Consider the following 26,125-nt stretch of genomic DNA (forward strand, 5'->3'; position numbering starts at 1 on the left):
CACCGTCGGCGCGCCGATCCCCCGTTGGGTCGCGATCGCCGGATGGGCGGCCCTGCTCTTGCCGCTGCCATCAATCGTGTGGCGGCTCGCGATGCTCAGCGGCATCGACATGGGGTTCCGCGACGCGGCGCTGTACCGCGATTCCGCGGAAGCCGCGATCTACGTGCTGGGACTCGACACCGTCCAGGTCCTGGTCGCGCTGCTGTGCTTCGGGCTCATCCGCCCCTGGAGCGAGGCACTGCCCCACTGGATTCCGGCCCTGGGCGGCAGGACGATCCACCGGCTGATCCCCACAGCGGTCGGAGCCGTCGGTGCCATCGCGCTGTGGTCGATCCTCCTGTCACTCGCAGTGGCCTTCACCCGCACGTGGATCGGGGCCACCACCGGGTGGACGCCAGACCTCGGGATGTCGGGCGGCGAGCGCGGCCTCCTGCTGGTCGCCTACATCCCGTTCTTCCTGTGGCCGATCGCCGTGTCCGCCGTCGTCGCGGGCTACTGGGTACGCCGGTCCCCGCACGGCACAGCCGGCCGCACACCGCTCACTGGTACGACACGAACCACGGGGTCGGTTCGACGTCCATCGTCTGCTCCGGCGTGAACGTGGGGTCGTCCTCGTCGTAGAAGTTCTTCCACGCCATCCGGATGCCCTCGGGCAGGTCTGCGCGCAGGCTGTCGTACGTGCCCATCTTCATGCCGGGAGTGCCGTTGCCGTCGGCGTGCAGCACCATGGCCAGCTCTTCGCGGGAGGCGTCGACATCCTCACGGTCGGCGATCATCGACCCGGAGAACTGATGCAGGATGAAGACCTTCTGCGGCAGGTTGTTCTCCTGCGTGAGATCGGCCAGCCAGGTGGCGACCTCGTTGACCTCCGCCGCATCGACGGAGCCGATCTGCTCGAGATGCTTCTGCCCGTCCTCCAACCGCCATTCGGGATCGAGCGCGAGGCCGACGTGCGGCTCCTTCAGCAGGTCCTCGTACAGCTTCGCCTGCTCGAGGAAGTGCGTGGTGCCGGGCTGCAGGTCGAGGACCACGTAGATCCCCTCCTCTGCCGCGCGATCGATCCACGGCCGCAGGGTCTCCGGGTCGACCTCCGCCGAATAGTCGCCGTCCGCCCCCGGCTGGCTCGAGGCGATGGTCGTGATGATCTCCATCGCGGGGAGCGCCGGGACGTCGCTGTGGTCGTCGTACTCGGCGGCGAGGTCCTGCACCCGTTGGACTGTCGCATCGAGGTCCTGTTCCCCCAGGATGCCCATGGACGGGACGCCCGGGGATCCGTAGGCGGCGATCATCCGGCGACCGGGGAACGCGAGCTGCCCGCCGCCGGGCAGCTCCGGCGCGGTGCGTGCGGTCGCCATGCGGCGCTCGACGACCTCGGCATCTCCGAAGGCCGCTCCCAGCGCGAGGACCCCGTCGCCGTCCGATGCCTGGGCCGCGGCGACACTGTCCGAGGTCGCTCGCGGATCTGCGGTCGGCACCTCGGCGACGGCGCCTGCGGCGGCCTCGACCGAGGCCCGGGCCACCACGGAACCGGGCGCCTCCGCCTCGGCCGGATCGAGCAGGAGGGTGGCGGCGGCCTCGGCGTCGGGTTCCGCGATCTGCGGCTCGGAGCCGTCCACTGAGAGGTCCTCGGGGTCGAACTCGAGGGTCTCGAGACCGGAGTCACCGGCCTCACCGTCGGCGCCGGAATCATCACCGTCCGCGCCCTCACCGCCGGTGTCGGACCCCGTCCCCGCGGGGACGAGCACGGTCTCCGCGCCCAGGCGCTCGAGTTCGTCGGCGAGCTCTGATGCGGAACCCAGCAGACCGGGGACACCCAGCTCGCCGGCCATGCCGGCCACTGCCTCGGCGGACTCAGCCGGTCCCAGGACGACGACATCGGCGGATTCGAAGGCGAGAGTCGATGCTGCGACGGTCGCCTCGACGGGATCGTCCGCGGGGGCTGCGGTCGTGGCGCCCGCCTGGGTCCGGGGGACGACCTCGGCCTCATCGGTGCTGCAGGCGGCGAGGCCACCGGTCGCGAGCACTGCGGTGAGCCCGGCAGCGGCGAATCGAGCGGTGGGGAACCGGTCGGCGGGGAAGGATCGGTGACGCGGCATGGATCTCCTCATCTGAGCGGCGGGCACATCAAGAATATCCAAGGTCAGTTGTCACCATGGCAGCACCCGGTCGGCCTGTCGCGCTCCGATTCCCGGAGGGCGCAGCGACCTAGCGCGGCCGCTGGTCGTGCTCGCGCGGCCGCTGGTAGCTTCAGGGCATGGATGACTCCGGCACGACCGCGATCGCGACGGTCCAGATCGACAACGACCTCACACGCGTGACGGAATGGCGGTTCCCGCCCGGCACGCAGACCGGGATGCACACCCACGCACTCGACTACGTGGTCGTCCCCACGACGAGTGGGACCCTGCGCGTGCGCACCCCGGACGGCGACTTCGACAACGTGCTGGAGCCCGGAGCCTCGTATACCCGCCCGATCGGCAGCACCCACAACGTGGTGAACGAGACCGATCAGGAGTGCGCGTTCGTGGAGGTCGAGTTCAAGCAGCGCGGCTGATCCGGTCCCGGGTCGACTGCTCACTCGGGCCGGATCTGAGCCTCAGACCAGTGCGACCTTCCGGTTCCACGACCGCACCGTGCGCCAGTAGCACACGACTCCGAGCAGCATCATGGGCGGGATGAAGGCCAGCGGCATGGCGTCGTCGGGTGTGCTCACACTGGCAGTCACCTCTGCGAGGAAGTCGAACCGCACGAACCCCAGCGTGCCCCCGGTCATTCCGATGCCCACCGGGAATGCGAAGAACGCGGCGAAGACGAGCACCTGGCAGAGTCCATAGAGGACGAGGTAGACGACGACCGGGCCGCCCAGGCCCAGTCGGTTGATCGGCGCCTCGCTGCCGATCGACGCACTGAAGGTGAACATCGCCTGCCCCGCCAGTACGAGGCCGAGGAGTGCCGCAGCAGCGCCGAGCAGCATGAGCGGAGAGAGGACCGCAGTGGTGGTGGCCCACAGCTCCCGCACCGCAGCGACCAGGCCGATGTCGACGATGCCGCCGGCTGCGAGACCCCACCATAAGAGGGGGATCAGCAGCACCGTCACGACCATGCCTGCGAGGACCACAAGGGTCATGTGCAGGAACTTCGCCGCGAAGATCTTTCCTCCGCTGATCGGCAGCGTCTGCGTGAAGTATCCGGTGCGGCCGTAGCTCGAGCGCCAGTAGTCGACGGCGAGGAGCACCTGGAGGACAGGAGCGTACGCACTGAGGACCACTGCGCCGAGGACGACACCGAAGATTGAGAGCCCTGGCCATCCGGGAGCGACCAGCAGCGTGGCCCCGACGACGCCGAGGACGGCGCCCCCCGTGACGGTTCCCACCATCACGCGCGTGCGCTTCCATTCGTATGCCATGAGTGTGGCGATCATCGGAACATCCCCCTGAAGATCTGGTCGAGGCCCGCGGAGTGCGCCTCGCGGAGCTCGTCGGCTGAGCCGGCGAGGACGACTCGGCCTCGGTTCATGAAGACTGCCTCGTCGAGCGCCTGCTCGAGGTCGTGCACGAGGTGCGTGGAGATGAGCATGAGCGCGTCGTCGTCGAATCCGCGGAGGATTCCGTCCAGGATCGTCTGGCGCGCGGCGGGGTCGACTCCGGAGATCGGCTCGTCGAGCAGGTATATGCGAGCCCTCCTCGAAAGGGCGAGCGCGATCTGCACCTTCTCCCGCATGCCCTTCGACATCTGCTTCAGCCGCATGGACTCGTCGAGTCCGAAGAATCCGACGAGCTCATGGGCCCGGTCCTCGTCGAAGTCCGCGAAGAAGTCGCGGTACATCGCGATGCACTCGCTCGCCCTGGCGCCGTTGGGCAGCGCGCTCGCATCCGGGAGGTAGGAGACGAGCGCCTTCGATTCCGGCCCGGGCGCATGGCCGGCGATCGTCGCCTCTCCCGTATAGCCGGTCAGCACTCCGGCCAGGATCTTCAGCAGCGTGGTCTTCCCACATCCGTTCGGCCCCAGCAGCCCGACGATCCGACCCGGACCGAGGTCCAGGTCCACACCGCCCAGCGCCTGCCTGTCGCCGTATCTGAGCTGCAGGTCGCGGGTCCGCACGAGTGGCGGATCGCTCGTCTCATCGGTCATCGTGCCCGTGCTCCTCAGCTGTTCAGTCCTCATGGCTCGTGCCGTTCTCAGATATGCGGACAGCGGTGTCGCCGTCAGATTGCTCTTCCCACCTGTCGCTGCACCGGTCTCTGCCGTGCCTGTCGTCGCCGTTGCTGCGGTCATCGTGCTCGGTCATCTCCGTCATGCTGGTTCCATCTGTCATCGAGGAGTCGTTGGATCTGTGCGCGGTCCAGGCCCAGCCCCCGCGCCCGGGCGATGAAGTCATCCGCAGCGTCACCGACGAGCTCGACGCGCAACCGGTCCAGCCGGTCCCCGTCGTCGGTGACATAGCGGCCTGCGGTGCGCTCCGACCGGCAGAGGCCCTCGCGCTCCAGTTCCGCCAGAGCCCGCTGCACCGTGTTGGGGTTGACCCCCACGTCCACCGCGAGTTCGCGCACACCGGGGACGCGAGCACCCGCCGCCCACTCTCCCGTCGCCATCCGGCGCGAGAAGTCGGCGACCAGCTGGACCCAGATGGGAGTCGACGTATCGAACTGCATCCGCGCCTCCCCTCTTGTGTCACTGTATTAAGTGATTAATACAGTGACACAGAGTGCGCGGCGACGTCAAGAACTGCGCCCCGCGCCCTCGCCTGGTTGACGCGCCGCACCTGCTTGTCGAGTGCACCTGGTTGACGAGTCGCACCTGTTCGTCGAGTGAGTGCAAACCGGCCCGCCGGACGGCTCGCCGGGACCAGGTTGTACTCACTCGAGCGCGGCCCACCCACTCCCCGGCGACTCACCCGGACTCCGGCAGCTCACGCGGGCCCCGCCACTCATGTCCACCGCCCACATCCACCTCCCACGCCCACCGCCCACGCCCCACCACCCACGTCCACCGCTCACCCCACCTCCCACGCCCACCACCTACGTCCGCCGTTCACTCGCCGTTCCCCCGCGCGTCCATCGCACGTCGCTGATTCTGTGAAGAACCTGGGTAGTGTGTGAGCGTCACGTCACAGCCCTGCACGCCGTGCGGGCACCGACAGAACGAGGACTGGACTCCATGCACTCTCCCGCTCGCCCGCCCCTGCGGGCCGCGCTCGCTGCCGCCGTCACCGCCGCAGTGGTCACAAGCCCCCTGCTCCTGCCGATCTCCGCGCAGGCTGCGGACCAGCCCGAGATCTCCGAGATCGCCTATGCCGGCGGCAACGACACGGACTTCGTCGAGATCGCGGCGGAGCCCGGCACGGACGTCTCCGGGTGGACCGTCGGAACCGTCACCCGCGGGGGCAGCCCGCAGTCGGGCGAGCACGTGACGACGCTCGCCGACGGGGCGACCGTGGGCGACTCCGGCGCGCTCGCCGTCGAGGTGCCCATCACGAACTCGGTGAACTCCGGATCCGCTGCGGACGGGTCCTACGGATCCTCCGCGTTCGTCGTCGACGCGGACGGCGCACTCATGGACTTCGATCAGGTCGGCGGAGTCGTGGGCGGCGCCGGCGTCACCGCGACGAACTCGGACTCCCTGCCGGAGTCGGTGCGCGGCCAGGGGGCCACCCCCACCGGCGCCACGTCGTCACGCAGCGAGTCGATCCAGCTGGTCGACGGCTCCTGGGTCGCAGATGCGCCCACTCCGAACGCGCTGCCGGGTGACGACGGCGGCGAGACCGACCCGCCGGTCGAACCCGGCGAGGTCATTCCGATCGCAGAGATCCAGGGCACCGGTGCAGAATCGGACCACGTGGGCCAGACCGTCACGACCGAAGGCGTCGTCACCGCGGTCTGGGCCGATGGCGGCCTGAACGGCTACGCCATCCAGACCGCCGGGACGGGCGGAGCCGCGAAGTCGGCCGGCGATGCGTCCGACGGCCTCTTCGTGTACTCCCCGCAGACCGCCGCCGAGGTCTCCGCCGGCGATTCCGTCCGGGTCACCGGCGAGGTCTCCGAGTACTACGGGCAGACGCAGATCACCGTCGCGTCGAACGGCCTGCAGCCGCTCGAGGAGGCACTCGACGCCCCGACTCCGATCGAGGGGGCGTTCCCGGAGGGCGATGACGCCCGCGAGGCGCTCGAGTCGATGCTGATCCTGCCGACCGGCGACATCACGGTGTCGGACAACTACGGCACCAACCGCTACGGCGAGGTCGGGCTGGTCAACGGCACGGATCCGCTGTTCCAGGCGACGGACGTCGTCTCCCCCGGCGACGAGGCGATCGAGTACGAGGCGGAGAGCGCGCAGCGCGCTTACGTCCTGGACGACGGTGCGTCGGCCGATTACACCGGCTCGGCCTCCGACGTCCCCGTCCCCTACCTGTCGAACGATGAGCCTCTCCGTGTGGGCGGCGCCGCGACGTTCGAGGACCCCGTCGTCGTGGGCTACGGCTTCGACATGTGGCGCCTGCAGCCCACCCAGTGGCTGACCGGCGAGAACGCCGACGAGGTCCAGCCCGCGACGTTCGAGGACACCCGTGAGGCGGCACCGCAGGATGTGGGCGGCGACATCACCGTGTCGAGCTTCAACGTGCTCAACTACTTCACGACGACCGGCGACCAGCTGAACGGGTGCACGTTCTACGAGGACCGTGAGGGCAACCCGACGACCGTGCGCGGCGGCTGCGACGCCCGCGGCGCGTGGGATGCGGACAACCTGGAGCGCCAGCAGTCCAAGATCGTCGATGCGATCAACGGTCTGGACGCCTCCGTCCTGTCACTCGAGGAGATCGAGCAGTCCGCCGCATTCGACAAGGACCGCGACGAGTCGCTGTCGATCCTCGTCGACGCGCTGAACGAGGATGCCGGGTCTGAGAAGTGGGCGTTCGCGGAATCGCCGGAGGAGCTCCCGGAGAGCGAGGACGTCATCCGCACCGCGTTCATCTACCAGCCCTCCGATGTCCAGCCCGTCGGCGGATCCACCATCCTCACGGGCAGCGATGCGTTCAGCAATGCGCGCGAACCGCTCGCCCAGGCGTTCACGACGGGCGAGGACGACGAACCGTTCGTCGCGATCGTCAACCACTTCAAGTCGAAGGGGTCCGGCTCCGGCGAGGGCAACGTCGACGACGGTGACGGTCAGGGCAACTCGAACGCCGACCGCGTGAGCCAGGCCGAGGCCCTCGTGGACTTCGCAGACCAGCAGAAGGAGGCCGCGGGTACGGATGATGTCGTGCTGCTCGGCGACTTCAACTCCTACACGGAGGAGGACCCCATGCAGGTCCTCTACTCCGCGGGATACGCGAACATCGGCAAGGACTTCACCGACGAGCAGACGTACCTGTTCGGCGGCCGCGTGGGCAGTCTGGACCACGTCCTCGCATCGGACGAGCTCGTCGCGGATGTGACCGGCGCAGACATCTGGAACATCAACTCCGTCGAGTCGATCGGCCTCGAGTACAGCCGGTACAACAACAATGTGACGGACCTCCACGCGGAGGGGCCCTTCCGGTCCTCGGACCACGACCCGCTGATCATGGGCCTCGCCCGCAGCGACGAGGCGCCTGCACCGGACCCGACGGACGACCCCACCGGTGACCCCACGGACGACCCGTCCGGGGATCCGTCAGAGGACCCCACGGACGACCCGTCGGATGATCCGACCGGCGACCCCAGCGATGACGCCACACCGGAGCCCTCCGATGACCCGTCCGACGACGGTCGCGATGACGACCAGGACGACGGCGGGGACCGGGACAACGGAGACGAAGGTGACCGAGGAGACGACGGCGACCGGGACGACAACGGCGACCTGCCGCGCACGGGTACCGGCCTCACCGCCCTCGTGGTGGGCGGCGTGCTCGTCGCCGCAGGAGCGATCGCCCTCCTCGTCGCACGCCGCCGCACGGTCTGACCAGATGGTCTGACCGGATGACCTGACCGCACGGTCGGGGCCGATTGATCGGCTCCGACCGTGCGGTCAGTCCTTGCCAGACGGCACGTCTCACTTCACCCTCCGGCACCGCGACGCAGGCGCGCCCCCGTGTCCGTGAGGGGCAGCGCGCCGGTGGACGGTGCCAGGTCTTCACCGATGGCCCTGCCGATCGCCTCGCACTGCGCGTCGGTGAGTCCCGTACGCAGCACGGCGTTCCAGTAGTGGACGGTCTCCGCGTGGTAGCTGTGCCCGTGGCCGCCGGGCAGCTCGACTGACCGGGGCATGTCCGCGGTGAGCTGCCAGAACGTGGCGAATGGACGCCAGCGCACGCCGGGTGCGACATCGAAGCCCCGCGGTTCGCGCAGCCAGTCCGGCCGGCGCAGGAGCAGTGCGGGACCCCACCACACGACAGGGTCGGATGGGTGCTGCGCGTAGACGATGCGCGGACTCCCCCAGCTCGAGTAGGCGAATTCCTCCGGCGCACGGCCCAGATCCTCGGGGCGCGTGACGACGCGGATGTGGCGCCCGGTTCCGTACACGGGACGGACCTCGGTGCTGCCGTGCCTCCGATCCCGGAGCACGTGGGCGAGGATCCCCGTCGTCCGCGGCGTTCCCGTCCACACCGCACCGTCCAGTCCGCGCAGCATCGCCCCTGCGGAACGGAAGGCGCCGTGCCCGCCGAAGGCCCCGAGGGACTCCCCCGCCGCGTACAGGAGCGGCCGGCGCTCCGGCGGCAGCGCCCGCAGCCGGGCCCGGACGGCACGGTGCACCGCCCGGGCGATCTCGCGCGCGGGTCCCCTATGGATGAGGAACGCGAGCCACGAGCCGGCGAAGCTGTACTGCGCCGACACGACCGCGCAGTCTCCGCCCATGAGGTGTTCGAAGGCAGCCGTCGACCATGGCGGGACCCAACCCGAACCGGTGCCGGTCACCATGAGGATCGCCCGTCGCTCGAACGCTCCGGTCCTCTCCAGCTCGGCGACCGCGGCGGCAGCCGCCTCCTTCGGATCGGGGTGGCCCAGCCGCCCCACGAACACACGGATGGGCTCGCGCGCCTCGCCCGCACGGCGGGTCGTGCGCAGGACCTCGGCGATCCGGTCGCGGCGAGGTCCGCCGGTCACGAAGTCGCGCCCGTGCAGACCCATCGTCGCGTAGGGCTCCGCCGATGAGCGCGAGCCGGAGCGCTCCGGTTCGACCGGGCCGGGACCCGCGCCCAGCGTCGCGAACGAACGGATCACGGCGTTCGTGTCCGCGCGGGCGAGCACCCGGGAGAGCACCCAGCCGTAGATGCGGACCGTCACGACCACGAGCGCTCCCGTCACGATGACCGGCGGGACGATCGGCAGCCGCTGCCGCAGGCGGGTGCCGATGCGAGCGCGCAGTCGACGCGACACCCGTCCCGTCGCGTCGAGCACCGCCCACCCGATGAGGCCCGCCCCGTATCCGGTCAGGTGGTGGATCCTGTCCCCGTCGCCCGCGTCACCCACTCCGGTCACGCGGGCGACGTCGCTCTGCTCCCGGGCCGACCTCGCCAATGACACGCCGATGCCCACCGCGGATGCGCCGAGCACGCCGGCGCCGGCGGTCGACCGGAGTCCCGGGCGCGGGCCGCGCTCGTCACGGACGGGAGCGGGCCGGGACCGGCCCAGCAGCCCGGGCACCGCACGCACACCTGCCCCCACTGCCTGCGCAGCACCCGATGCCAGCGCCGAGGCCGCGGCCACCGATGCTGCCGTCATCCACCACCGTCGGGGCACCAGGCTGGGAGTCAGTGCCGCCCAGGACGCGAGGAGTCCTGCGGTCAGCGGCACGGGGCTCATCTGCGCTCAGCCCGCCGGGACCACGACGTCGTAGCCGCCGCCGCTGTAGACGGTCTCCCAGTCGCCGCCGAAGCGCTCTTCGGCCCAGGGCTCGATCGGGGAGTCGACGTCATCGGGTCTGAGAGCCACCGCCTCGGGGACCGCGTCCTCCATGCTTCCGTACCAGTACGTGCGCGCGTGCGGCGCGAGGTACGCGAGCAGCCGGACGTCGGTCGCGACGGAGCCGTACTGGGAGGCCTCCTCGATCGCGCCGCTGGCGTCGACCGCATAGCCGTCCGAGGTCCAGAAGAGGTCCATCTTCGTCTGGCTGAGCAGTGCGACGGCGGCGACCGCGGCGACGAGCGGTGCGAGGGTCCGATGCGCCCTGCCTGCGCCGTCGATGAGGCTCACGGCCGCGATCGGCATGAGGACGGCCGAGTAGTGGAAGCTCGTGTCCCAGTAGCCCTCGACGTTGCCCGCGAACCGCCACGCGAGGGTGGGGAGCATGAGGAGCATGTACGGCGACCGCAGTCCGATGGCTCCGGCGGCGAGCGCGAGGAAGCCCACCGTGCCGATCTTCACCGTCAGCCCGTCCGTCAGCGTCTGCGCCAGCGAGACGTTCTCCGTGTAGTCATAGCCGCCCTCCGGATTGAACAGCGGGAGGAAGAGGGCGACCGCGTAGACCGTCCAGCCCACGCCCCACGCGATGAGCGCCAGCGCGAGCTTGAGCTCGGACCGGTCCCGCAGCCAGATGACGAGGCCGAATACCGCGACGGTCAGCCCCAGGTCCTCCTTGACGAAGACCAGCAGCCCGATCGCCACGATCGCGGGCAGCCGCTTGCCGCGCATCCACCACACCAGGCCGAACGCCAGCAGCGGCACGCCGAAGGCGATCTCGTGGAACTGGGAGTGCACTGCATTGAGGAGTCCCCAGGACAGCACGTAGGAGAAGGCCAGCAGCCAGGCGCCGCGCACGGTGAGCCGCTCGAACGCCAGGGACACGACGGGCCAGACCGATGCCGCGAAGAGCGCGGCCTGCGCGAGCATGAGGGTGAGCCCCGACGGGAAGACCCAGAAGAGCGGGGTCAGCAGGATGAGGATGGGGTGGAAGTGATCACCCCACAGATTGAATCCGGGCCCCTTGATATCGACGATCGGAGCGCTTCCCTGCGCGTACTGCGTCAGCATCTGGGTGAAGATGCCCAGGTCCCACGACGGCGAGTAGTGGATGCGCCACATGAGGATCGCGAACGAGGCGTAGAGCACGAACGCGAACGCTGCTGCGATCGCGGGAGCGTGGGGAGTCAGGTGGCGAGCGGCGAACGACTGCACACGAGAACCTTACCGGGGTGGGGACGAAGAGGCCCCCGCCTGCGTCTCCGCTGGCGGGGGCCTCTTCCTGTGGTGCGCCACGAGGGATTCGAACCCCCAACCTTCTGATCCGTAGTCAGATGCTCTATCCGTTGAGCTAGTGGCGCGCCGTCGTTGCGACTCGCACTACTATACATAGAGGGTTCAGGCTTCTCAAACCCGCGCAGTGAGCTTCGCGTCACCCTCTGGAAACGACTCGCTGAAGCGTGACGATGGCCCTCCGAAGAAGCCTCGCCGGGACACCCGTCGGACAGATCACGACGGATGGCAAGAACGGTCACACATACGGCAAGACACGTCAGTCGATTGACCAAAAGACGCCATCGATGCGCTTCCTGTGAGTCACAGCACAGATCTATGGCGCCGCACAGGCGGTCCGCGCCGCGCTTCATCCGTAGCGTGTGAGTCAACCCGGAGGACCCGGGGGTGCCCGACCCAGGAGATACCCCACCATGACCGTCATCGACCGTGGCTCAGTCCAAGACCTTCTCACGAACGCGCCGACGAAGAACCCCAAGGTTCTGGACTTCGTCCGCTCGATCGCAGAACGTACGACTCCCGATGCAATCGAGTGGATCACCGGCTCGGAGGAGCAGCGTCACTCGCTCCTCTCCCGCGCGATCGACACCGGCACCATCGTCAAGCTGTCCGGCCCCAAGGACTCGTACTACGCGGCGTCCGACCCTGACGATGTCGCTCGCGTCGAGGACCGCACCTTCATCTGCTCGGAGAAGGAGGAGGACGCCGGCCCGCTCAACAACTGGGTGGCGCCCGCGGAGATGAAGGGCATCCTGAACGACGTCTTCGCCGGTTCGATGCGCGGCCGCACGATGTACGTGATCCCGTTCGTCATGGGACACGTCGACGCGACGCAGCCGATGTTCGGCATCGAGGTCACCGACTCCCCCTACGTCGTCCTCTCCATGGGGATCATGGCGCGCTCCGGTGACGTCGCACTCGAGGCGATCGATCGCCTCGACGCCGACTTCGTCGAGTGCGTCCACTCCGTCGGCGCTCCGCTGGAGCCCGGTCAGGACGATGTCGCCTGGCCCTGCAACTCCACGAAGTACATCACCCAATTCCCGGAGGAGCGGTCGGTCTGGTCCTACGGATCGGGATACGGCGGCAACGCGCTGCTGGGCAAGAAGGCCTACGCACTGCGCATCGCCTCCGCGATCGCCCACGACGAGGGCTGGCTCGCCGAGCACATGCTCATCCTCAAGCTGACCAACCCGGAGGGCGAGGTCAAGTACGTCGCCGCCGCGTTCCCCAGCGCCTGCGGCAAGACGAACCTCGCCATGATCGAACCCAACATCCCCGGCTGGAAGGCCGAGACGCTGGGCGACGACATCGCGTGGATGCGCTTCGGCCCGGACGGGCAGCTGTACGCGGTCAACCCGGAGTTCGGCCTGTTCGGCGTGGCGCCGGGCACCGGCTACGTCACCAACCCCACCGCGATGTCCGCGATCGAGGCGGGCGGCAACATCTTCACCAATGTCGCTCTCACCGACGACGGCGGTGTCTGGTGGGAGGGCATGACCGACGAGAAGCCGGCGCACCTCACCGACTGGCGCGGCAACGACTGGACTCCGGACTCGGAGACTCCGGCCGCGCACCCGAACTCGCGCTTCTGCACCCCGATCGCGAACGTCGCGACGATCGCGCCGGAATGGCAGAACCCGGACGGCGTCCCGATCTCCGCGATCCTGTTCGGCGGACGTCGCAAGACGACCATGCCGCTCGTGACGCAGACGTCCGACTGGAACCACGGCGTCTTCATGGGCTCGATCCTCTCCTCGGAGACGACTGCGGCAGCCGTCGGCAAGGTGGGCGTCGTGCGTCGCGACCCCATGGCCATGCGTCCGTTCATCGGCTACAACGTGGGCGACTACCTGCAGCACTGGATCGACATCGGCAAGACCGAGGGCGCCCAGCTGCCGAAGATCTTCTACGTCAACTGGTTCCGTCGCGCCGAGGACAACTCGTTCCTGTGGCCCGGCTTCACGGACAACTCCCGCATCCTCAAGTGGGTGTTCGAGCGTGTGAGCGGAACGGCAGATGCCGTGCAGACCCCGGTCGGCTTCGCGCCGGTCGCAGGCGGCATCGACCTGGACGGCCTCGACATCTCCGAGGAGCAGGTCCAGAAGGCACTCGAGGTCAAGCCTGACGAGTGGGCTGAAGAGCTCCAGTCGATCGACGCCTGGTACGACGAGCTGGGCGAGCACGTCCCCGCCGAGCTGCGTGCCGAGGTCGAGGAGCTGCGCGACCGCCTGGGCGTCAAGTGACGTCCTGAGTCCTCACGAACCAGAGGGCCCTTCGCATCCACGAGCCGGGATGCGAAGGGCCCTCTTTCGTACCCGCTCAAAGCTGTTCAGATCCGATCAGACCCGTTCAGTTCCGGTCAGACCCGCGCGGGCCCCTCCACCACGTCGAAGCGCACGGACGAGCCGGGAGTCAGCTGCGCGAGGACGTCGAGGTCGTCCGCGAGGACCGTGGCGATGACGGGGTATCCGCCGGTCACCGGACGGTCCGGGCCGAAGACGACGGGGGTCCCGCTGGGTGGCACCTGGACCGCGCCGGTGACCGTCCCCTCGCTGGCCAGTTCGCCGTCGCGACGGCGAGTCAGCGCGGCTGCGCCGTCAGCGGGCTCCAGTCGCGTGCCCACCCGGTTGGACTGCTCCCCCACCACCCAGCGCATCGCTGCGAACCGCGCGAACTCCTCGTCGGCGAACCAGTCATCGCGCGGACCCGCGACTGCGCGGAGGACCACGGCATCCGGCCCTGCTGCATCCGACCCTGCCGCATCCAGCCCTGCCGACCCCTCTTCCTGCGTCGCGCGCTCACCAGCAGACGGCTGCGCGGCCGAGGCGGCGGCCCGCTGCTCGTCGCGCCGCACCCGCGCGGGGTTCCGCGTCCCGTACCCCGCGGAGGCGGCGGGACCGCGGACGGGGACTGCGACCTCGGCTCCGGCGAAGAGAGGGTCCGGGCCCAGCCCCGCCAGGACGTCCGCCGAGGCCGACCCCACCTCGTGCGCCGCGGACACGCCGCCGCGCACGGCCAGGTACGACCGCGCAAGGTCGGGGGCCGGGTCGAGGCCGAGGGTGTCCCCCGCTCGCAGCAGCTGCGGTGCCACGGTCGTGCCGCAGGCCGCACCGGCCACGGCGACGACCACATCGGCGACGCACGTGAGGCGCGCGGTGCCTGCGACCTCCAGGACGGGTGCTCCGGGCGGGTTGCCCACGGCCGTGTTGGCGGCCTCGGCTGACGCGAGATCCGCAGCTCCCGACGGAGACACTCCCAGAGCTCCGTGGCCAGGGCGGCCCGCGTCCTCGATGAGGGTGAGGAGACCCGGATCGTCGACGCGCAGCACCGTGCGAGTGCGCGGAGCGGAGTCGGTGTCGCCTGGGCTTGTGTCGCCATGGCCGGTGTCGCCTGGGCCGATCTCGTCCTGGCCGGTGTCGCCTGTGCCGGTGTCGCTGTCTCCGTCCGCCGCGTGGACCTCGTCAGGGGACTCGCCGGACTCCGGTCGGGGTCGATCCGGGTCGACGGTGCGGGCGAATGCACGGACTGCCCGATAGCGGACGCGGTCGCCGGGGGTCAGGAGTGCGGGGCGCTCCGACTCCCCGGCCCACAGCACCGCATCCGTGCGTCCGATGAGCCGCCAGCCTCCCGGGCTGCGGCGGGGATAGGCGGCGGAGAAGGCGCCTGCGAGTCCGACGGCGCCGGGAGGGACTGCGGTGCGCGGCTCGGCGAGCCGGGGCACATCCCACAGTGGCTCGTCGGCCGCTGGTCCGGAGATCGCGGTGCAGTAGGCGAAGCCCGGTGCGAAGCCGCCGAACGCGGCCTGCCACACCGTCGCGGTGTGCGCGTCGACGAGCGCGTCGGGACTCATGTCGAGCAGGCGGGAGGTCTCTGCGAGATCGTCTCCGTCGTAGAGGACGTCGAGCGTGTGCTCGCGGGGCGCGGCGATCCCGGCCTGCGCGGGGGTGAGGGCGAGCAGGGAGGCGACTGCGGCCTCGGCGGCGGCAGCGGAGTCGAAGCGGACGAGCACGGTCCGTGCGGCGCCGACGACCTCGAGCTGACCGTCCAGCGGGTCGCTCTGGAGTGCCGACTGCCACGCCATTGCGGTCGTAAGCGTTCCGACATCGACGAGCAGGGCCCGGTCGCCGGCAGGTCGGATGTCGGGGGCCGACGGTCGGGTGTCCGGACCCGCGGGTCTCATGCGAACCCCTCGATCCGGGCCCCCGCACCCAGGAGAGCGCTGCGGATCGATCGGGCGAGGGCGACGGCATCCGGCGAATCGCCGTGGACGCAGAGTGATTCCGCGGCGACCCGGATCTCCGATCCGTCGACCGCGATGAGGGTGCCGCGGTCGGCGAGGCGGACGACGCGCTCTGCGACCGCTGCCGGGTCAGCGACGACGGCCCCGGGTTCTGTGCGGGGGACCAGCGTTCCGTCCGGCGCGTAGCCGCGATCCGCGAACGCTTCGCGCACGGGTCGCAGTCCGGCCGTTCGTGCGCGCTGCTCGACGACGGAGTCTGGGAGCACAAGAAGCGGCAGGTCGCCGAAAGCGCGGACTCCGTCTACGACGGCGCGCGCCTGCACGTCGTCGTGGACGATCCGGTTGTAGAGGGCTCCGTGGGGCTTCACGTACGCGACGCGCGTGCCGGCTGCGCGGGCGAGGGCGTCGAGTGCCCCGATCTGATAGAGCACCTCGTCCGCCAGGACGCCGGGGTCGTACTCCATCGGGACGCGGCCGAAGCCGGGCTTGTCGTCGTAGGCGACGTGCGCGCCGACCGTCACTCCGCGCGCGGCCGCGGCCGCCAGCGTCCGTGCGATGTGCGAAGGAGTGCCCGCGTGGAACCCGCACGCGACGTTCGCGCTGGACACGACGGTGAGCACGGCGTCGTCGTCGCTCACGGCGATACCGTCGATCGTCTCGCCCAGGTCGGCGTTCACGTCGATGTGCATGCTGGCCACTCCTCGGGGCCGGGGATCCGTGCGGAGCGCCGGATCAGACGTCGTCTTCGTAGGCGGGACCGCCCTCGCCCTCCCACGTGTCGATGCGACGCGCCTTCTCCGCGCTGAACTTGAGGCGCACGCCCACGCCGGTGCCCGCACCGGCGGCCTCATCGTCTGCGATGAACACGGCACCCAGCTCCTCGAGAGCGTGCTGGAGGGCCAGACGCTGCTCCTCGGTGAGGTGGATGCGACCCCGCTCGAAGTCCCGCACCTGTCCGCGGGTGAGTCCCGCTCCCTGGCCGGTGGTCGTGGCCGAGGTCTCGACGAGTGCGCGAGCCGCCCGTGCGAGGTACGAGGTGAGGGTGAAGGACTGCTCCGTCATGATCGACTCCGATCTCCGCGATGAGTGTGCGAACTGCTCCCCACCAGTATGCGACACGGGGAGGAACGCCGCGTCAGGGGCCGCAGTGCGGACCGGAATGTCCGGCGAAGGTCAGAGAGCGGGGTCGTCGATGAGGAATCCCTCGACACCGAGCTGCGTGTACTCAGGATCATGGGCCACGAGGCCGGCCCCCCCATGTCCACAGGTGCGCGCCCGTGGCAGTGATCCTGGAAGCAGTCTCGTGGCTGATGCGGTCCAGGTGCATGCCGACCGCATAGACGCCGTCGACGACGTCAGGGTGGCTGGTGCCGGACACGAGCTGCAGAGCACTGAGACCGGCGCGGGTGAAGCTTCTCGTCACCTCATCGTCGAACGATTGGACGATGATCTGTCCTCTGAGTGGGCGCACGGCGTCGATGAACTGTTCCATGGCTTGCGGTGCCTTCAGCTCGACGAGCAGGATCTGGCCCGTTTCCTCATATTCGGCGAACAGCTCATCCACGAACAATGCCGGTTCGGACGCGCCGCCGTCGGGGTGCTCGATGCGGAGCGCCCGCCACTGGTCCGCAGTCATGTCCTGGACGCGGCCGCTCTCGCCATTGCTCGCCACTCGGTCGATCGTCTCATCGTGGTTGACGACGAGCGTTCCGTCGCTCAGGGCGTGCACGTCGCATTCGAGGATCACACCAGGTCGCTCGCGGAGTGACGTCCGGGCGGCAGCGAGTGTGTTCTCCGGCGTGCGGACCTTCCCGAGCCGATGCACTGCTGCAGCCGGGTATTCGAGTTCCGCGACCGGAGTGCGTGTCCGATCGCGGACGACCAGGGCAGTCAGCGCACCGATCGCTGCGACGCCGGCGCCGGAGAGGATGAGGCGTCGTCGAGTGATGCCCACGTTCCGTCCGCCTCTACGTCAGCCGCCCCTCGACCCGTCCGCAACGATTGTTCCGGGTTCGAGCCGAGTCGTTCTCGCCATTCGTCGCTGAATGCAGCGGAAGGCTCCTCGGTCCGCTTGTTCGTGCGGATCGAGGAGCCTTCCGAAAAACGCGGAGCCGGTGGGATTTGAAACCTCGGACGGCCCCTGATCGGGGATGTGAACCGCGAGAATCAACCACACGCGACTACCTCGAGTGACGCGGACTCATCGGCTTTCACGAACGTATGTGCTCAGAATGTGCTCACGGGCTTCGTGGACACCACGACGGGCGAGATCCACGACGAGAAGGTCTCGAGCTCCGCGACGAGACCCAGCGACGACACGGCTGAGGGCGGATGCTCTCCGACGAGGGCACGAGCACGACGCGCTTCACACCTAACCGTCACAGAACGAAAGACTTGTGACGGTTAGGCGATCCAGGCTACTATCTGTCACATGGAACTCACTTGTGACAGATGTGGGCGCGCATTCACGGCCAAACGCTCCGACGCCCGATTCTGCTCAGGCCGATGCCGGACGGATGCCTACAGGGACCGGAACGCTCCGGATCGCCCCAAGCGCCGGCGGCGCCCCCTCACGGACGACATGCGCGCAGCGGGACTCGACCTAGACCGCAGCGTCGCGCGCTGGAGTCGGATCGTCAACGATGACCGGATGCCGCGAGTCCGGAAGACGATGGGGGCAGGGCACCGCAATCGCATAATGTCGCTGATCCGCGAACTCGAGGAAGTCGCGGACCAACTAAACGTCACGGATGACTAGCATGTGACAGATGCGAGACGCAGCCACTGCGGGGCTGGCATCGGGACCGTTCATCGAGACCGCGAGGCAGCAGGTGTTCCAAATGGAACACGTGAGGAAAATTCCTCACCTGGCCCCACGCCGAGTCGGCGTCGCTAATGGACTCTTGTCCATTAGCGACGCCGGAGTTCGTGGACACCACGACAGTCAGCACTACTTCCGAACCTGCTGGCGGGCCTCCCTCGCACGGTTCATCAACCACACGAAATGCGACGGCGCATACTCCCGAACACCCCGCGACCGGCCCTCCACCGGGCGAGGCGCCGCCGGATACGACGTGGCGAACTCCGACCAGTATTCCCGGAACTCATCAACCCACAGCACATACGCCTCCGCAGGCTCCCCAGGCCACTCAGACGGCTTGAACCGCATGAACCTGCCCGGATGCTCCACCTGCTCATCGACGCGCTTCCTGCGAACCATCAGGCACCCCTCCGATACACGCCCCGCGCCTTCCGCGCCGGCGGCAAATCATCATCCTCAAGCGGCGGAATCGACAACGTCGCCAACAGCCGCGCCAACAGCAACCGCTGCTGCCGAACCTCCGCCAAAGCCGGATGCACCCGAATCCCCTGAGACGACGACGCCATCACACCATCCCGCGCGACGACCGCGTCCAGCTGAGCAATCCAATCCCTCGCCCGACACGCCTCCTCCAGCACAGCAGCCTCCGTGTCCGACAACTCATACTGCTCAAATGTCGACTTCCACAACTTCTGACCCGGAGCCTGCAAGCCCCTCGGCATCCTCATCACAATCACTCCTTTGTCTGAACTTGAAGGGCCGCATTATTCGGACCCTGTGTAGGAAAAACCCGCCTATGACGGGTGTGTCGGGGCGACGGGTGTGGGAGGGGTTGGTCCCCTCCCGCTAGCGATGGTGAACACTTGTGAACACTTGTGCCCACATAGTCTGAGAGTTTCCTGAACGTCAGTACCAGTCGGTCACTGTTCTCGGTTTCACGGCTGGAGCGGATGCTGGTCGCGCTCCACGTTTGGAGTTACAACTGCGGAGCTAATGTGCTGGGCGGAGTTCGCCCAGCATCGATCCTCCGTTCGCTATGGCATCGACGTGGTCGGCGGTGAAGGACAGTGGGTGTTTCCAGTCCGCGTCGAAGTGGATTGGTTCGCCGCATAACCAGCATGGCGTGTTGCGGCGTCGTGCGATGCGCCTGAGTCCTTCGCGTCGCTTCACGTACTCGTGGTCGTTGCGGTACGTGCGCACTGGTCGCCTCCGTCAGGTGTTGTCGGGGTCGTTCGCGGAGGCGGTGAGTGCTTGGACGAAGGCGTGTGCTTCGCGGTGTTTCTTTGCGTGCGCTTCGAGGGTGCCGATGATCTGGTCGTCTTGTTCGATGATGACGTAGACCTGGTTGCCGTTCTTGCGGGCTGCCCCTCCGATAAGTGCGCCGAGGGGCCCGAAGAGTATGCCGCCGGCGAGGACTCGTTTGGCGCTGATGTAGTTGCCGACGTGCATGCCGTCTTGGACTGTGGCGGTGAGTCCTTTGGTGGGGATGCTCTTGCGTTCGTGGTGGAGGCTGTACCCACGGATGAACCCTCCGCCGAACATTGCGTTGTGGCGCTGGCCGGGAAGGTCTTGCTTCAGCCACTGCGAGAACTTACTCATGACGCGAGCCTAGTGTTCTGATCGCGGGCGCACCAGTCGCCTGTGAGTGGCCATGCGTGGCCGTCGTCGTCCTCCCACCGGGCGGTCATGCAGAGCGCCTCCCCTCGACTTCGCATCGGACGCAGCGGCCCTTGTGGAGGGGGTTGCCGCAGTCCTGGCACTTACCGTCAGCGCGTGGGGTCGGCGGCAGCGGGTCCCCGAAAAGGTCGACGTCCTCGTCCGGATCGGAGTCGGCAACCTCGACCGCTGGGGTGATGTTTGAAACGACTGGGGTCGTCACGGAATCCACAGAATCCACAAAATGTGGCATGGGGTGCGTTTCTGTGTATTGCGTGGATTGTGTGACGGTGTCCCCGTCCTGAAACACGCGGGGGTGAACAGTGAACCGCGGCGACGGAGGCCGACCCGGCCCGCGCTTCCGCTGGATCTCCTGAGGAATGATCCACCCGTAGTCGACGAGGACATTGAGGGTCTCGGTGAGATCGTCGGCAGAGGGGAATCGACTGCGGCTGATCCTGACCATGAGGTCGCGGGTGGAGAACTCCGTGAGTCCATGACTGCGGATGAACGTCAGTAGCTCTTCGGCCTTCGCGTTCGGTGCGGTCCGGTCCATGAGGTCGAATGCAGCCACAGCGTGCCCGGCGTAGTACTCGCCTATCTGCGTCGCCGCGTCCACGCTCTCCGCCCCGATCGGATCACTGTCTGCGTGACCGTTCGCGAGATGGATGATGCCTGCAATTCTGGCGATAGCGCCGGCGAGCTTCGACCCCCACCCGATGAGTCGTGGAGACCCAAGATTCCCGTCGGGGCGCAGCGATGCCTCCACACGCTCCTGGACCACCGCGAAACGCTGTGTCGCAGCCTGATCGAGGGTGAGCGTGGCTGTGGTGTCCTCGTCAGCGTAGCGACGTGCCAGTGCGCTCACGTTCGTCTCGTACGCTCCCGCGACTGTCGGCGGTACTGGGGGTGGGTTGATCGTGCGGTAGCCGACGGACGAAGAAGGGACGGAGTACAGGAAGCGTTCGAGTTCCCCGCGAGACTTCTCCACCGGTGTTTCACCGATCTGTCTGAGCACGGACGGCTGCACGGTGAGGATGAACGTCAACGTGAGGCTCTCGATGTGTTCCGGCTCGCGTCCCTTCCGGTCGACCCGGTATGCGTCGCCGGCGTGTCCGCGCAGCAGCACGTCGAGGTTCGGGACACCACTGTTGTAGCGGCCGGCGAAGATGTCGAAGATGCCTCCCTCTGCCGCCGCGATCGCCAGTCGTCCACCCTGTGTAGCCGCCAGTGACGCGATAGCCTCCGGTGTCGCATCATCAGCCAGCAGGCGAGGCACCGCAGGCACCTCGAGAGCTTGGGCTTCGGTTGTCGCCGTGAGGTATTCGGACTCGACAGCGGAGTCACCCTTCACGGCTTGCTTGCGCAGGGCGTTGGCCTGGTCCTCTCGCAACGATTTCAGCGCGGCCTGCTGTTCGATGAGCGGGCGGGCCGATTCTGCCAGCTCCTTCTCCACTTCCCTGAGCGGACGGGTTGCTGCGGAGAACACACTCGATTTCCTGGTGCCGGGCGGCATGGCGACCGTGGTGTAGAGGTTGGTGGGCTCACTCCACTGCGGTCCCGGCTGCACTGTGACCCGCCCTGACATGCAGGTCGACAGCACTCCCAGCGTCACTGACGCAACCATGTCGGCTGGTGTCTGTGTCGCGGTCGACAGTGCGCTCACGTAGTCGGCCCACCAGTCGGGAAGCGCGTCGACGGGGAATCCGGGCACTGTCGGTGTCGGGTTCAGCGGCGTCGGCTCCGGTGCGCCCTCATCCTGGGATACCTCCGGAATGTCGACGGCGACGGGGGTGAGGGTGTCGAGGGTGCCACCTGCCATGACGTGATCGGTGACGTCTTTGCCGTGAGCAGCCTCGAGGAACTCGAGATCAGCGATCGGTCCCACCGTCGCCGCGACGAGGTCAGCCCACTTCTTGCCGGCCTCGTCCCGGTCCACCACGGCACGGACCGTCGCACCCTTGAGTGGGGACACGTCGACCTTCTTGAACGACGCCGATCCCTGGGGTGCTGTCGTCGCGACCTCCCCCAGCGCCTCGAGGGTGTGGACGTCTTTCTCACCCTCGCAAATCCACAGCCGACGTCCGTCCTGGACGGCCTGCATGACCTCTGGGAGGCGGTAGAGGACGACGCGGGTCTTGTCGTGCACCTGCTGCGTGAAACGCTTGTCAGGCGACCGCTGGACGGTCCGCAGCAGCTCCCCCGTTGTGTCGACGTACTGATACGCGGCACCGGCCGGTTCGTCGAACAGATCACGCGGCGTCATCCCCAGCTCTGCGAGGACGTCGTCTGTGTGGCACTGCGCGTGGCAGTAGATGAGCGCCTGCCCTTCGATGCCGGTCACATGCAGGCTGGGACGTCCGTCGTCGTGCGCAGGGCACTGCGCGTGCGCGTCACGGCCATGATGCTCGTCGATCCTCGAGCCGTGATCTCTGAGTGCGTCGAGCACGCGATCATACGCGGTCACAGTGCACCTCCCATGATGCTGCGCAGACGAACCTGCTCATCGGCTTCGAGGCGACGAGTCTCTTCCAATCGGTCTTGGTCGATATAGCTGACGATCGCTTCCTCGAGCAGACTGCGGAGCTGGCTGGACTCGATCGCGTCGACCTCGACGGAGCCACCGACGAATCCGGATGCGCGGGTGTCCGTCATCTTCGTGGGCCGGGTCAGCAGACCCCATTCCTGGATCTGCTCTTCGAGGACGGCAAGGCGGGTGAAGTCGGCATCGGCGTCGGGGACGAAGCCTCGGATCTTCGCCTCGAAGTCTCGCCACGCATCCGCACCGGACGGGTCGTGGTCTCCCAGGTTGAACAGCACCGTCCTCTTCCCGCGATGGGTATTGCGGCGCACGACGCCGGCGACGGTGTGCTTGAACGTCTCCGAGCTGTAGCCGCGGGTGCTGCCGAGCTGGACCTGCCACTTGTCGGTGACGGGTTCCACGACGCCGTCGATCGCGTCCTTCTCGATCAGGACGAGGATCTCGTGGTTCTGGTTGTCCCAGATGCTGCGCCGGTAGTTGTGGACGACGCTGCGCAGGCGCTCTTCGATGCTGGACCACGCGAGGATGCCCTGCAGGGATCGGGACCCGTCGACGACGTACTCGTACGGCACCCGGCCGGCGCGACGCAGCTTCAACAGCTGACGCTGGACCACGTTGTAAGCGGCGTCGGTCTTCTCGATCGCGCCGCGCGACACGACCCGGTAGTACACACCGCGGAGGCTGATGGGATGCTCGGCTTCCGCGACTTCGATGATCGCCTGGTCGATCGTCTCGAGCTCAGCATTCGTCCGACGCCTGCGCTTTGCGGGTCGTGCCACGTACGCGGTCATCGGGCCTCACCTCCGTCCTTCCCCGCTGCCTGGAACAGCCTCGTCCGCGTCGTCTCGAGGAAGCCGATCAGCTGGGTGAGGTCGTGCTCGTACAGGTTCACGTCCTCCTCGTCGTTGAACCGGACCACGACGTAGACCTGACGGGGTTCATCGTCGCCCCATTCGAGGAGGTTGAGCTGCGCTTCGGCCTTCCATTCGCCGGTCGTCCTGTCCCAGCTTCGACCCGTCGACGTGGTCGTCGATGCGTGCGAAACGTCAGTCGGGTGCTGGGGGTCAGCGTGACAGGAGCTCGGGTCGCACCAGAGGGGGTGCTGCACGTCCTGATCGTCGGGGTCGACGGCTTCCTCGGCGCGGATGCGGGCGAGCTCGTCGCCGTCGACCTCGACGTCCGCGTCCCACTGGTCGTGACCGTACTGGATCTGGGCGACCGGCATGGGCGCGTAGTCGCGGGTCTGCTCTTCGCGCCCATTGCGGACGCGGGTATCCTGGGAGCCACTACTGTTCTTCATGACGTTCCTACTTCCTTCAACGGGTGGGAATGGTCCGGGCGGCCTCGGTGCGTGACTTCTTGGCGGGAGTCGCACCGGGGTCGCTTTCTTCGTGACGACGACGGCAGACGGGGCCGGCATGAGCTGCGACGCTCTGCGAGTCCCACAGGGGCGCTCGGCAGTACTGGCAGCGAGTGGCGAGCACCCAACCTTGCTCTGCAGCCCTGGCGCGAAGTTCAGCGGCGAGTTTCTCCGTGAACTTCGGAGGCATGTTCTCTGGCAGTGTCATGCGCTTGCTCTCTCCCCGGTTCGTTCCTGGCTGATCGCGGCTTCGTGCGCGTAGATATCGGCCCAGCGGTAGAAGACCGACCGTCCGCGCTTGAAGAACTTCGGACCGTTCCCTCGGTAGCGCTCCTGCGCGGCGGCTTCGCGGGTGATTCCGTAGCGGGCGCAGTAGTCCTCCACCGTGGCGATCGCATTGGTATCCATCTGCCTCCCCCTTTCACGTGTACTCGATTACTGACACTTCAAGAGAACCACGGTGGTTTCTCGTTGTCAAGTGTGATCGAGTGAGTTAACCTGATGAGCATGAAGCAACCCCGACCACTCGCAGACGTCCTCGGTGAGAACTTGAAGACCGTGCGGAAGCAACACGCGCTCACCCTCGACGAAGTAGCGAAAGAAACCCGTTCATACGGGGCGAAGTGGACAGCCCAGCGAATCGCAGGGATGGAAGCCGGCAAAGTCTCAGTCACCGTCCCCACCGTGTGCACACTCGCGTGGGCACTGTCCGCGATCACTGACAACGATGTGCACCCTGCGGACCTACTGCGCTCCGATTCCCCCGTCGAAGTGAACGGAGACTTCGCAGTCGGCGGCAACACCATCGCGGAGACGCTCGAGGGCAACGTCGGAGAGCTGCGCATTAAGGACGCTGCGGACCCCGACCGGACGATTCGCGACGTCGTCGATGCTGCAGGAGAGACAGCATCCGCGTGGGGGCCGGGAGTGACGGTGGGGGACATCCGCTCACTGCAGTCACGGATCGGCCTCGCGGACCGGCGCGCAGCCGATCGTCTCGGCATCGACGTCCACACCCTCAGCGGCGAAGCGTTCCGACGATGGGCGATGCTGCTCAGCGAAGCTGTCGACGAGCAGGCCGGCCCCGGCGCATCGCCGCAGCGCAAGGGGCACATCACACGGAAGCTCGAGGCGGAACTCAGAGAGGCGCTCGACCGTGGCGACGATTGAGCGATACGAGACGAAGGCTGGCCCCCGGTACGCCGTCCGCTATCGCAAACCGGATCGCAAACAATCCACGAAGCGCGGCTTCACAACGAAGCGGGACGCACGACTATGGGCAGCAGACAACGAAGTCTCCCAGGCCGCCGGCACCTTCTTGGACCCGGCCCTCGCCCGCGCGACTATCGGCACCCTCGGAGCGGAGTGGCTGCAGCGTCAATCTCACTTGAAGCCGTCCTCTCTCCGACCGCTGCGATCCGCGTGGACCGTTCACGTGAAGCCCCGCTGGGGCGACTACCGAATCGGTGCCGTCAGGACAAGCGAAGTTGCCGATTGGGTATCAGGGTTTGATTCCTCCCCCACCACAGTCATTCGCGCATACGGAGTGCTCGCCGGGATCATCGACGACGCGGTGAAGGACCGCCGCATTCCCTCGAATCCGGCCCGGCTGATCGACAACCTTCCTCGCAAGCAGCGCTCCGAGCACATCTACCTCGATCACAAGCAGGTCGAGGCGCTGGCGGAAGCAGCCGACCCCCACGCGCTCATCATCCGCGTGCTCGCATACTGCGGACTCCGCTGGGGCGAGATCTCCGGCCTACGGGTCAAGGACGTTAACCCGCTGCGTCGACGGTTCACGATCGCACAGAATGCCGTCGAGGTCGGCTCCAAGGTCATCGTCGGCACCCCGAAGAATCACGAGAGGCGGCAGGTGCCCTATCCCGCGTTCCTCGCCTCCGCGATCGAGCAGCAGTGCAAGGGCAAGACTCCCGAAGCAATCCTGTTCCCCGGTCGGGACGGCGGCCACATGAAGCGACCGAACACAGGGGAGACGAAACGGTCGTGGCTCAAGACCGCGATCGCTGACTCCGGCGTCCCTCCACTGACGGTTCACGCGTTCCGTCACACAGCCGCGTCCCTCTCGGTACAGGCCGGGGCGAACGTGAAGGCACTGCAGCGGATGCTCGGGCACGCGTCCGCAGCGATGACTCTGGACGTGTACTCGGACCTCTTCGACGACGACCTCGACGTCGTGGCTGAAGCCCTCGACCGGGCACGCTCGGCGGCTGTCTGAAACAGGATGTGCTCAAAAAGTGCTCACGAGCACTGTCAGACTGAATTGACGAAGCCCCTCGATCCGCTTGTACATGCGGATCGCGGGGCTTCGATCTTC

The 26,125-nt window shown here is 67.7% G+C and carries 23 protein-coding genes, 1 tRNA gene and 1 pseudogene; 7 read left to right on the forward strand and 18 right to left on the reverse strand.

The annotated features are described in order from the left end of the window. Window positions 1-58 precede the first annotated feature (58 nt). A complete protein-coding gene (locus BSP109_RS00920) occupies window positions 59-598 on the forward strand; it encodes a hypothetical protein (protein ID WP_143275768.1) in 540 nt (179 codons plus the stop codon). Here BSP109_RS00920 and BSP109_RS00925 read toward each other — a convergent pair. Further along, window positions 540-2,096, reverse strand: a complete 1,557-nt coding sequence (locus tag BSP109_RS00925) for a hypothetical protein (protein WP_180959577.1) — start codon at window positions 2,094-2,096, stop codon at window positions 540-542. The genes BSP109_RS00920 and BSP109_RS00925 overlap by 59 nt on opposite strands. A gap of 158 nt (window positions 2,097-2,254) precedes the next feature. Between BSP109_RS00925 and BSP109_RS00930 the strand changes: the two genes are divergently transcribed. After that, window positions 2,255-2,554 (forward strand): cupin domain-containing protein, encoded by a 300-nt coding sequence (locus BSP109_RS00930; RefSeq protein WP_087002852.1) that lies wholly within the window; start codon window positions 2,255-2,257, stop codon window positions 2,552-2,554. 42 nt (window positions 2,555-2,596) lie between these two features. Here BSP109_RS00930 and BSP109_RS00935 read toward each other — a convergent pair whose 3' ends face one another. From BSP109_RS00935 to BSP109_RS00945, 3 genes are all read right to left on the reverse strand, one after another. Further along, window positions 2,597-3,421, reverse strand: coding sequence for a hypothetical protein (locus BSP109_RS00935; RefSeq protein WP_087002855.1), 825 nt, complete (start codon window positions 3,419-3,421; stop codon window positions 2,597-2,599). Then, window positions 3,418-4,131 (reverse strand): ABC transporter ATP-binding protein, encoded by a 714-nt coding sequence (locus tag BSP109_RS00940; RefSeq protein WP_219618484.1) that lies wholly within the window; start codon window positions 4,129-4,131, stop codon window positions 3,418-3,420. Before BSP109_RS00940 ends, BSP109_RS00935 begins: the two co-directional genes overlap by 4 nt. 140 nt (window positions 4,132-4,271) lie before the next feature. Further along, window positions 4,272-4,592, reverse strand: coding sequence for a GntR family transcriptional regulator (locus BSP109_RS00945; protein ID WP_373404766.1), 321 nt, complete (start codon window positions 4,590-4,592; stop codon window positions 4,272-4,274). Between the two features lie 565 nt (window positions 4,593-5,157). Here BSP109_RS00945 and BSP109_RS00950 point away from each other — a divergent pair. Further along, the gene (locus tag BSP109_RS00950) at window positions 5,158-7,938 is read left to right on the forward strand and encodes an ExeM/NucH family extracellular endonuclease (RefSeq protein WP_101599078.1); all 2,781 of its coding nucleotides are present in this window, start codon (window positions 5,158-5,160) and stop codon (window positions 7,936-7,938) included. A 95-nt stretch (window positions 7,939-8,033) separates the two neighbouring features. On the opposite strand, the gene BSP109_RS00955 is transcribed toward BSP109_RS00950, so the two are convergent. The 3 genes from BSP109_RS00955 to BSP109_RS00965 form a co-directional block, all read right to left on the reverse strand. After that, the gene (locus BSP109_RS00955; protein ID WP_101599079.1) at window positions 8,034-9,779 is read right to left on the reverse strand and encodes an alpha/beta-hydrolase family protein; all 1,746 of its coding nucleotides are present in this window, start codon (window positions 9,777-9,779) and stop codon (window positions 8,034-8,036) included. A 6-nt stretch (window positions 9,780-9,785) separates the two neighbouring features. Then, entirely contained in the window at window positions 9,786-11,090 is a 1,305-nt protein-coding gene (locus tag BSP109_RS00960) for a DUF2079 domain-containing protein (RefSeq protein WP_257944506.1), read from the reverse strand. A 70-nt stretch (window positions 11,091-11,160) separates the two neighbouring features. Continuing rightward, window positions 11,161-11,236: transfer RNA gene (locus tag BSP109_RS00965), tRNA-Arg, on the reverse strand. A gap of 345 nt (window positions 11,237-11,581) precedes the next feature. Here BSP109_RS00965 and BSP109_RS00970 point away from each other — a divergent pair. Beyond that, window positions 11,582-13,414, forward strand: a complete 1,833-nt coding sequence (locus tag BSP109_RS00970; protein ID WP_101599080.1) for a phosphoenolpyruvate carboxykinase (GTP) — start codon at window positions 11,582-11,584, stop codon at window positions 13,412-13,414. Between the two features lie 116 nt (window positions 13,415-13,530). Here BSP109_RS00970 and BSP109_RS00975 read toward each other — a convergent pair whose 3' ends face one another. The 11 genes from BSP109_RS00975 to BSP109_RS01025 all read right to left on the reverse strand — a co-directional run bounded on the left by BSP109_RS00975 (window position 13,531) and on the right by BSP109_RS01025 (window position 24,198). Then, window positions 13,531-15,351 carry a carboxyltransferase domain-containing protein gene (locus tag BSP109_RS00975; RefSeq protein WP_101599081.1) on the reverse strand — a complete coding sequence of 607 codons (1,821 nt, stop codon included), beginning with the start codon at window positions 15,349-15,351 and terminating at the stop codon, window positions 13,531-13,533. Further along, complete coding sequence (locus BSP109_RS00980) at window positions 15,348-16,100, reverse strand: LamB/YcsF family protein (RefSeq protein WP_087002873.1); 753 nt, start codon at window positions 16,098-16,100, stop codon at window positions 15,348-15,350. Before BSP109_RS00980 ends, BSP109_RS00975 begins: the two co-directional genes overlap by 4 nt. 43 nt (window positions 16,101-16,143) lie before the next feature. After that, on the reverse strand, window positions 16,144-16,473 hold the full coding sequence (locus BSP109_RS00985) for a transcriptional regulator (protein ID WP_101599082.1): 330 nt from the start codon (window positions 16,471-16,473) through the stop codon (window positions 16,144-16,146). A gap of 169 nt (window positions 16,474-16,642) precedes the next feature. Further along, window positions 16,643-17,365 carry a glycerophosphodiester phosphodiesterase family protein gene (locus tag BSP109_RS00990; RefSeq protein WP_101599083.1) on the reverse strand — a complete coding sequence of 241 codons (723 nt, stop codon included), beginning with the start codon at window positions 17,363-17,365 and terminating at the stop codon, window positions 16,643-16,645. A 996-nt stretch (window positions 17,366-18,361) separates the two neighbouring features. Next, window positions 18,362-18,631: a hypothetical protein gene (locus tag BSP109_RS00995; protein WP_101599084.1), complete on the reverse strand. Its 270-nt coding sequence runs from the start codon at window positions 18,629-18,631 to the stop codon at window positions 18,362-18,364. Then, the gene (locus tag BSP109_RS01000; RefSeq protein WP_219618485.1) at window positions 18,631-18,960 is read right to left on the reverse strand and encodes a terminase; all 330 of its coding nucleotides are present in this window, start codon (window positions 18,958-18,960) and stop codon (window positions 18,631-18,633) included. The genes BSP109_RS00995 and BSP109_RS01000 overlap by 1 nt, the downstream gene beginning before the upstream one ends. 484 nt (window positions 18,961-19,444) lie before the next feature. Continuing rightward, entirely contained in the window at window positions 19,445-19,831 is a 387-nt protein-coding gene (locus tag BSP109_RS01005; RefSeq protein ID WP_146001067.1) for a hypothetical protein, read from the reverse strand. Between the two features lie 85 nt (window positions 19,832-19,916). After that, window positions 19,917-22,355, reverse strand: a complete 2,439-nt coding sequence (locus tag BSP109_RS01010) for a DUF3987 domain-containing protein (RefSeq protein WP_101599086.1) — start codon at window positions 22,353-22,355, stop codon at window positions 19,917-19,919. Next, window positions 22,352-23,221, reverse strand: coding sequence for a hypothetical protein (locus tag BSP109_RS01015; RefSeq protein ID WP_101599087.1), 870 nt, complete (start codon window positions 23,219-23,221; stop codon window positions 22,352-22,354). Before BSP109_RS01015 ends, BSP109_RS01010 begins: the two co-directional genes overlap by 4 nt. Next, window positions 23,218-23,730 carry a hypothetical protein gene (locus BSP109_RS01020; protein WP_101599088.1) on the reverse strand — a complete coding sequence of 171 codons (513 nt, stop codon included), beginning with the start codon at window positions 23,728-23,730 and terminating at the stop codon, window positions 23,218-23,220. The genes BSP109_RS01015 and BSP109_RS01020 overlap by 4 nt, the downstream gene beginning before the upstream one ends. 264 nt (window positions 23,731-23,994) lie before the next feature. After that, window positions 23,995-24,198, reverse strand: coding sequence for a DNA-binding protein (locus BSP109_RS01025; RefSeq protein WP_101599089.1), 204 nt, complete (start codon window positions 24,196-24,198; stop codon window positions 23,995-23,997). 99 nt (window positions 24,199-24,297) lie between these two features. On the opposite strand from BSP109_RS01025, the gene BSP109_RS01030 reads away from it, so the two are divergent. The 3 genes and pseudogenes from BSP109_RS01030 to BSP109_RS17870 all read left to right on the forward strand — a co-directional run bounded on the left by BSP109_RS01030 (window position 24,298) and on the right by BSP109_RS17870 (window position 26,026). Then, window positions 24,298-24,960, forward strand: a complete 663-nt coding sequence (locus BSP109_RS01030; RefSeq protein WP_180959578.1) for a helix-turn-helix domain-containing protein — start codon at window positions 24,298-24,300, stop codon at window positions 24,958-24,960. Continuing rightward, a pseudogene (locus tag BSP109_RS17865) lies at window positions 24,947-25,090 on the forward strand (Arm DNA-binding domain-containing protein); the annotation flags it as partial. The gene BSP109_RS01030 and the pseudogene BSP109_RS17865, both read left to right, overlap by 14 nt. Window positions 25,091-25,336: 246 nt before the next feature. Then, on the forward strand, window positions 25,337-26,026 hold the full coding sequence (locus BSP109_RS17870) for a site-specific integrase (RefSeq protein ID WP_308297896.1): 690 nt from the start codon (window positions 25,337-25,339) through the stop codon (window positions 26,024-26,026). Window positions 26,027-26,125 lie beyond the last annotated feature (99 nt).

This window comes from Brevibacterium sp. Mu109, from assembly GCF_900169375.1.
GTDB lineage: Bacteria > Actinomycetota > Actinomycetes > Actinomycetales > Brevibacteriaceae > Brevibacterium > Brevibacterium yomogidense_A.

Bases quoted from the DNA above. Each gene is read 5' to 3' on its own strand.
- BSP109_RS00955 (WP_101599079.1), bottom strand. From the start codon at position 9,779: ATGAGCCCCGTGCCGCTGACCGCAGGACTCCTCGCGTCCTGGGCGGCA.
- BSP109_RS01030 (WP_180959578.1), top strand. From the start codon at position 24,298: ATGAAGCAACCCCGACCACTCGCAGACGTCCTCGGTGAGAACTTGAAG.
- BSP109_RS00970 (WP_101599080.1), top strand. From the start codon at position 11,582: ATGACCGTCATCGACCGTGGCTCAGTCCAAGACCTTCTCACGAACGCG.
- BSP109_RS00995 (WP_101599084.1), bottom strand. From the start codon at position 18,631: ATGGTTCGCAGGAAGCGCGTCGATGAGCAGGTGGAGCATCCGGGCAGG.
- BSP109_RS00940 (WP_219618484.1), bottom strand. From the start codon at position 4,131: ATGACCGATGAGACGAGCGATCCGCCACTCGTGCGGACCCGCGACCTG.
- BSP109_RS00950 (WP_101599078.1), top strand. From the start codon at position 5,158: ATGCACTCTCCCGCTCGCCCGCCCCTGCGGGCCGCGCTCGCTGCCGCC.
- BSP109_RS01025 (WP_101599089.1), bottom strand. From the start codon at position 24,198: ATGGATACCAATGCGATCGCCACGGTGGAGGACTACTGCGCCCGCTAC.
- BSP109_RS00975 (WP_101599081.1), bottom strand. From the start codon at position 15,351: ATGAGACCCGCGGGTCCGGACACCCGACCGTCGGCCCCCGACATCCGA.
- BSP109_RS01015 (WP_101599087.1), bottom strand. From the start codon at position 23,221: ATGACCGCGTACGTGGCACGACCCGCAAAGCGCAGGCGTCGGACGAAT.
- BSP109_RS00985 (WP_101599082.1), bottom strand. From the start codon at position 16,473: ATGACGGAGCAGTCCTTCACCCTCACCTCGTACCTCGCACGGGCGGCT.
- BSP109_RS01000 (WP_219618485.1), bottom strand. From the start codon at position 18,960: ATGAGGATGCCGAGGGGCTTGCAGGCTCCGGGTCAGAAGTTGTGGAAG.
- BSP109_RS00980 (WP_087002873.1), bottom strand. From the start codon at position 16,100: ATGCACATCGACGTGAACGCCGACCTGGGCGAGACGATCGACGGTATC.
- BSP109_RS00945 (WP_373404766.1), bottom strand. From the start codon at position 4,592: ATGGCGACGGGAGAGTGGGCGGCGGGTGCTCGCGTCCCCGGTGTGCGC.
- BSP109_RS00925 (WP_180959577.1), bottom strand. From the start codon at position 2,096: ATGCCGCGTCACCGATCCTTCCCCGCCGACCGGTTCCCCACCGCTCGA.
- BSP109_RS00935 (WP_087002855.1), bottom strand. From the start codon at position 3,421: ATGATCGCCACACTCATGGCATACGAATGGAAGCGCACGCGCGTGATG.
- BSP109_RS01020 (WP_101599088.1), bottom strand. From the start codon at position 23,730: ATGAAGAACAGTAGTGGCTCCCAGGATACCCGCGTCCGCAATGGGCGC.
- BSP109_RS00930 (WP_087002852.1), top strand. From the start codon at position 2,255: ATGGATGACTCCGGCACGACCGCGATCGCGACGGTCCAGATCGACAAC.
- BSP109_RS01005 (WP_146001067.1), bottom strand. From the start codon at position 19,831: ATGAGTAAGTTCTCGCAGTGGCTGAAGCAAGACCTTCCCGGCCAGCGC.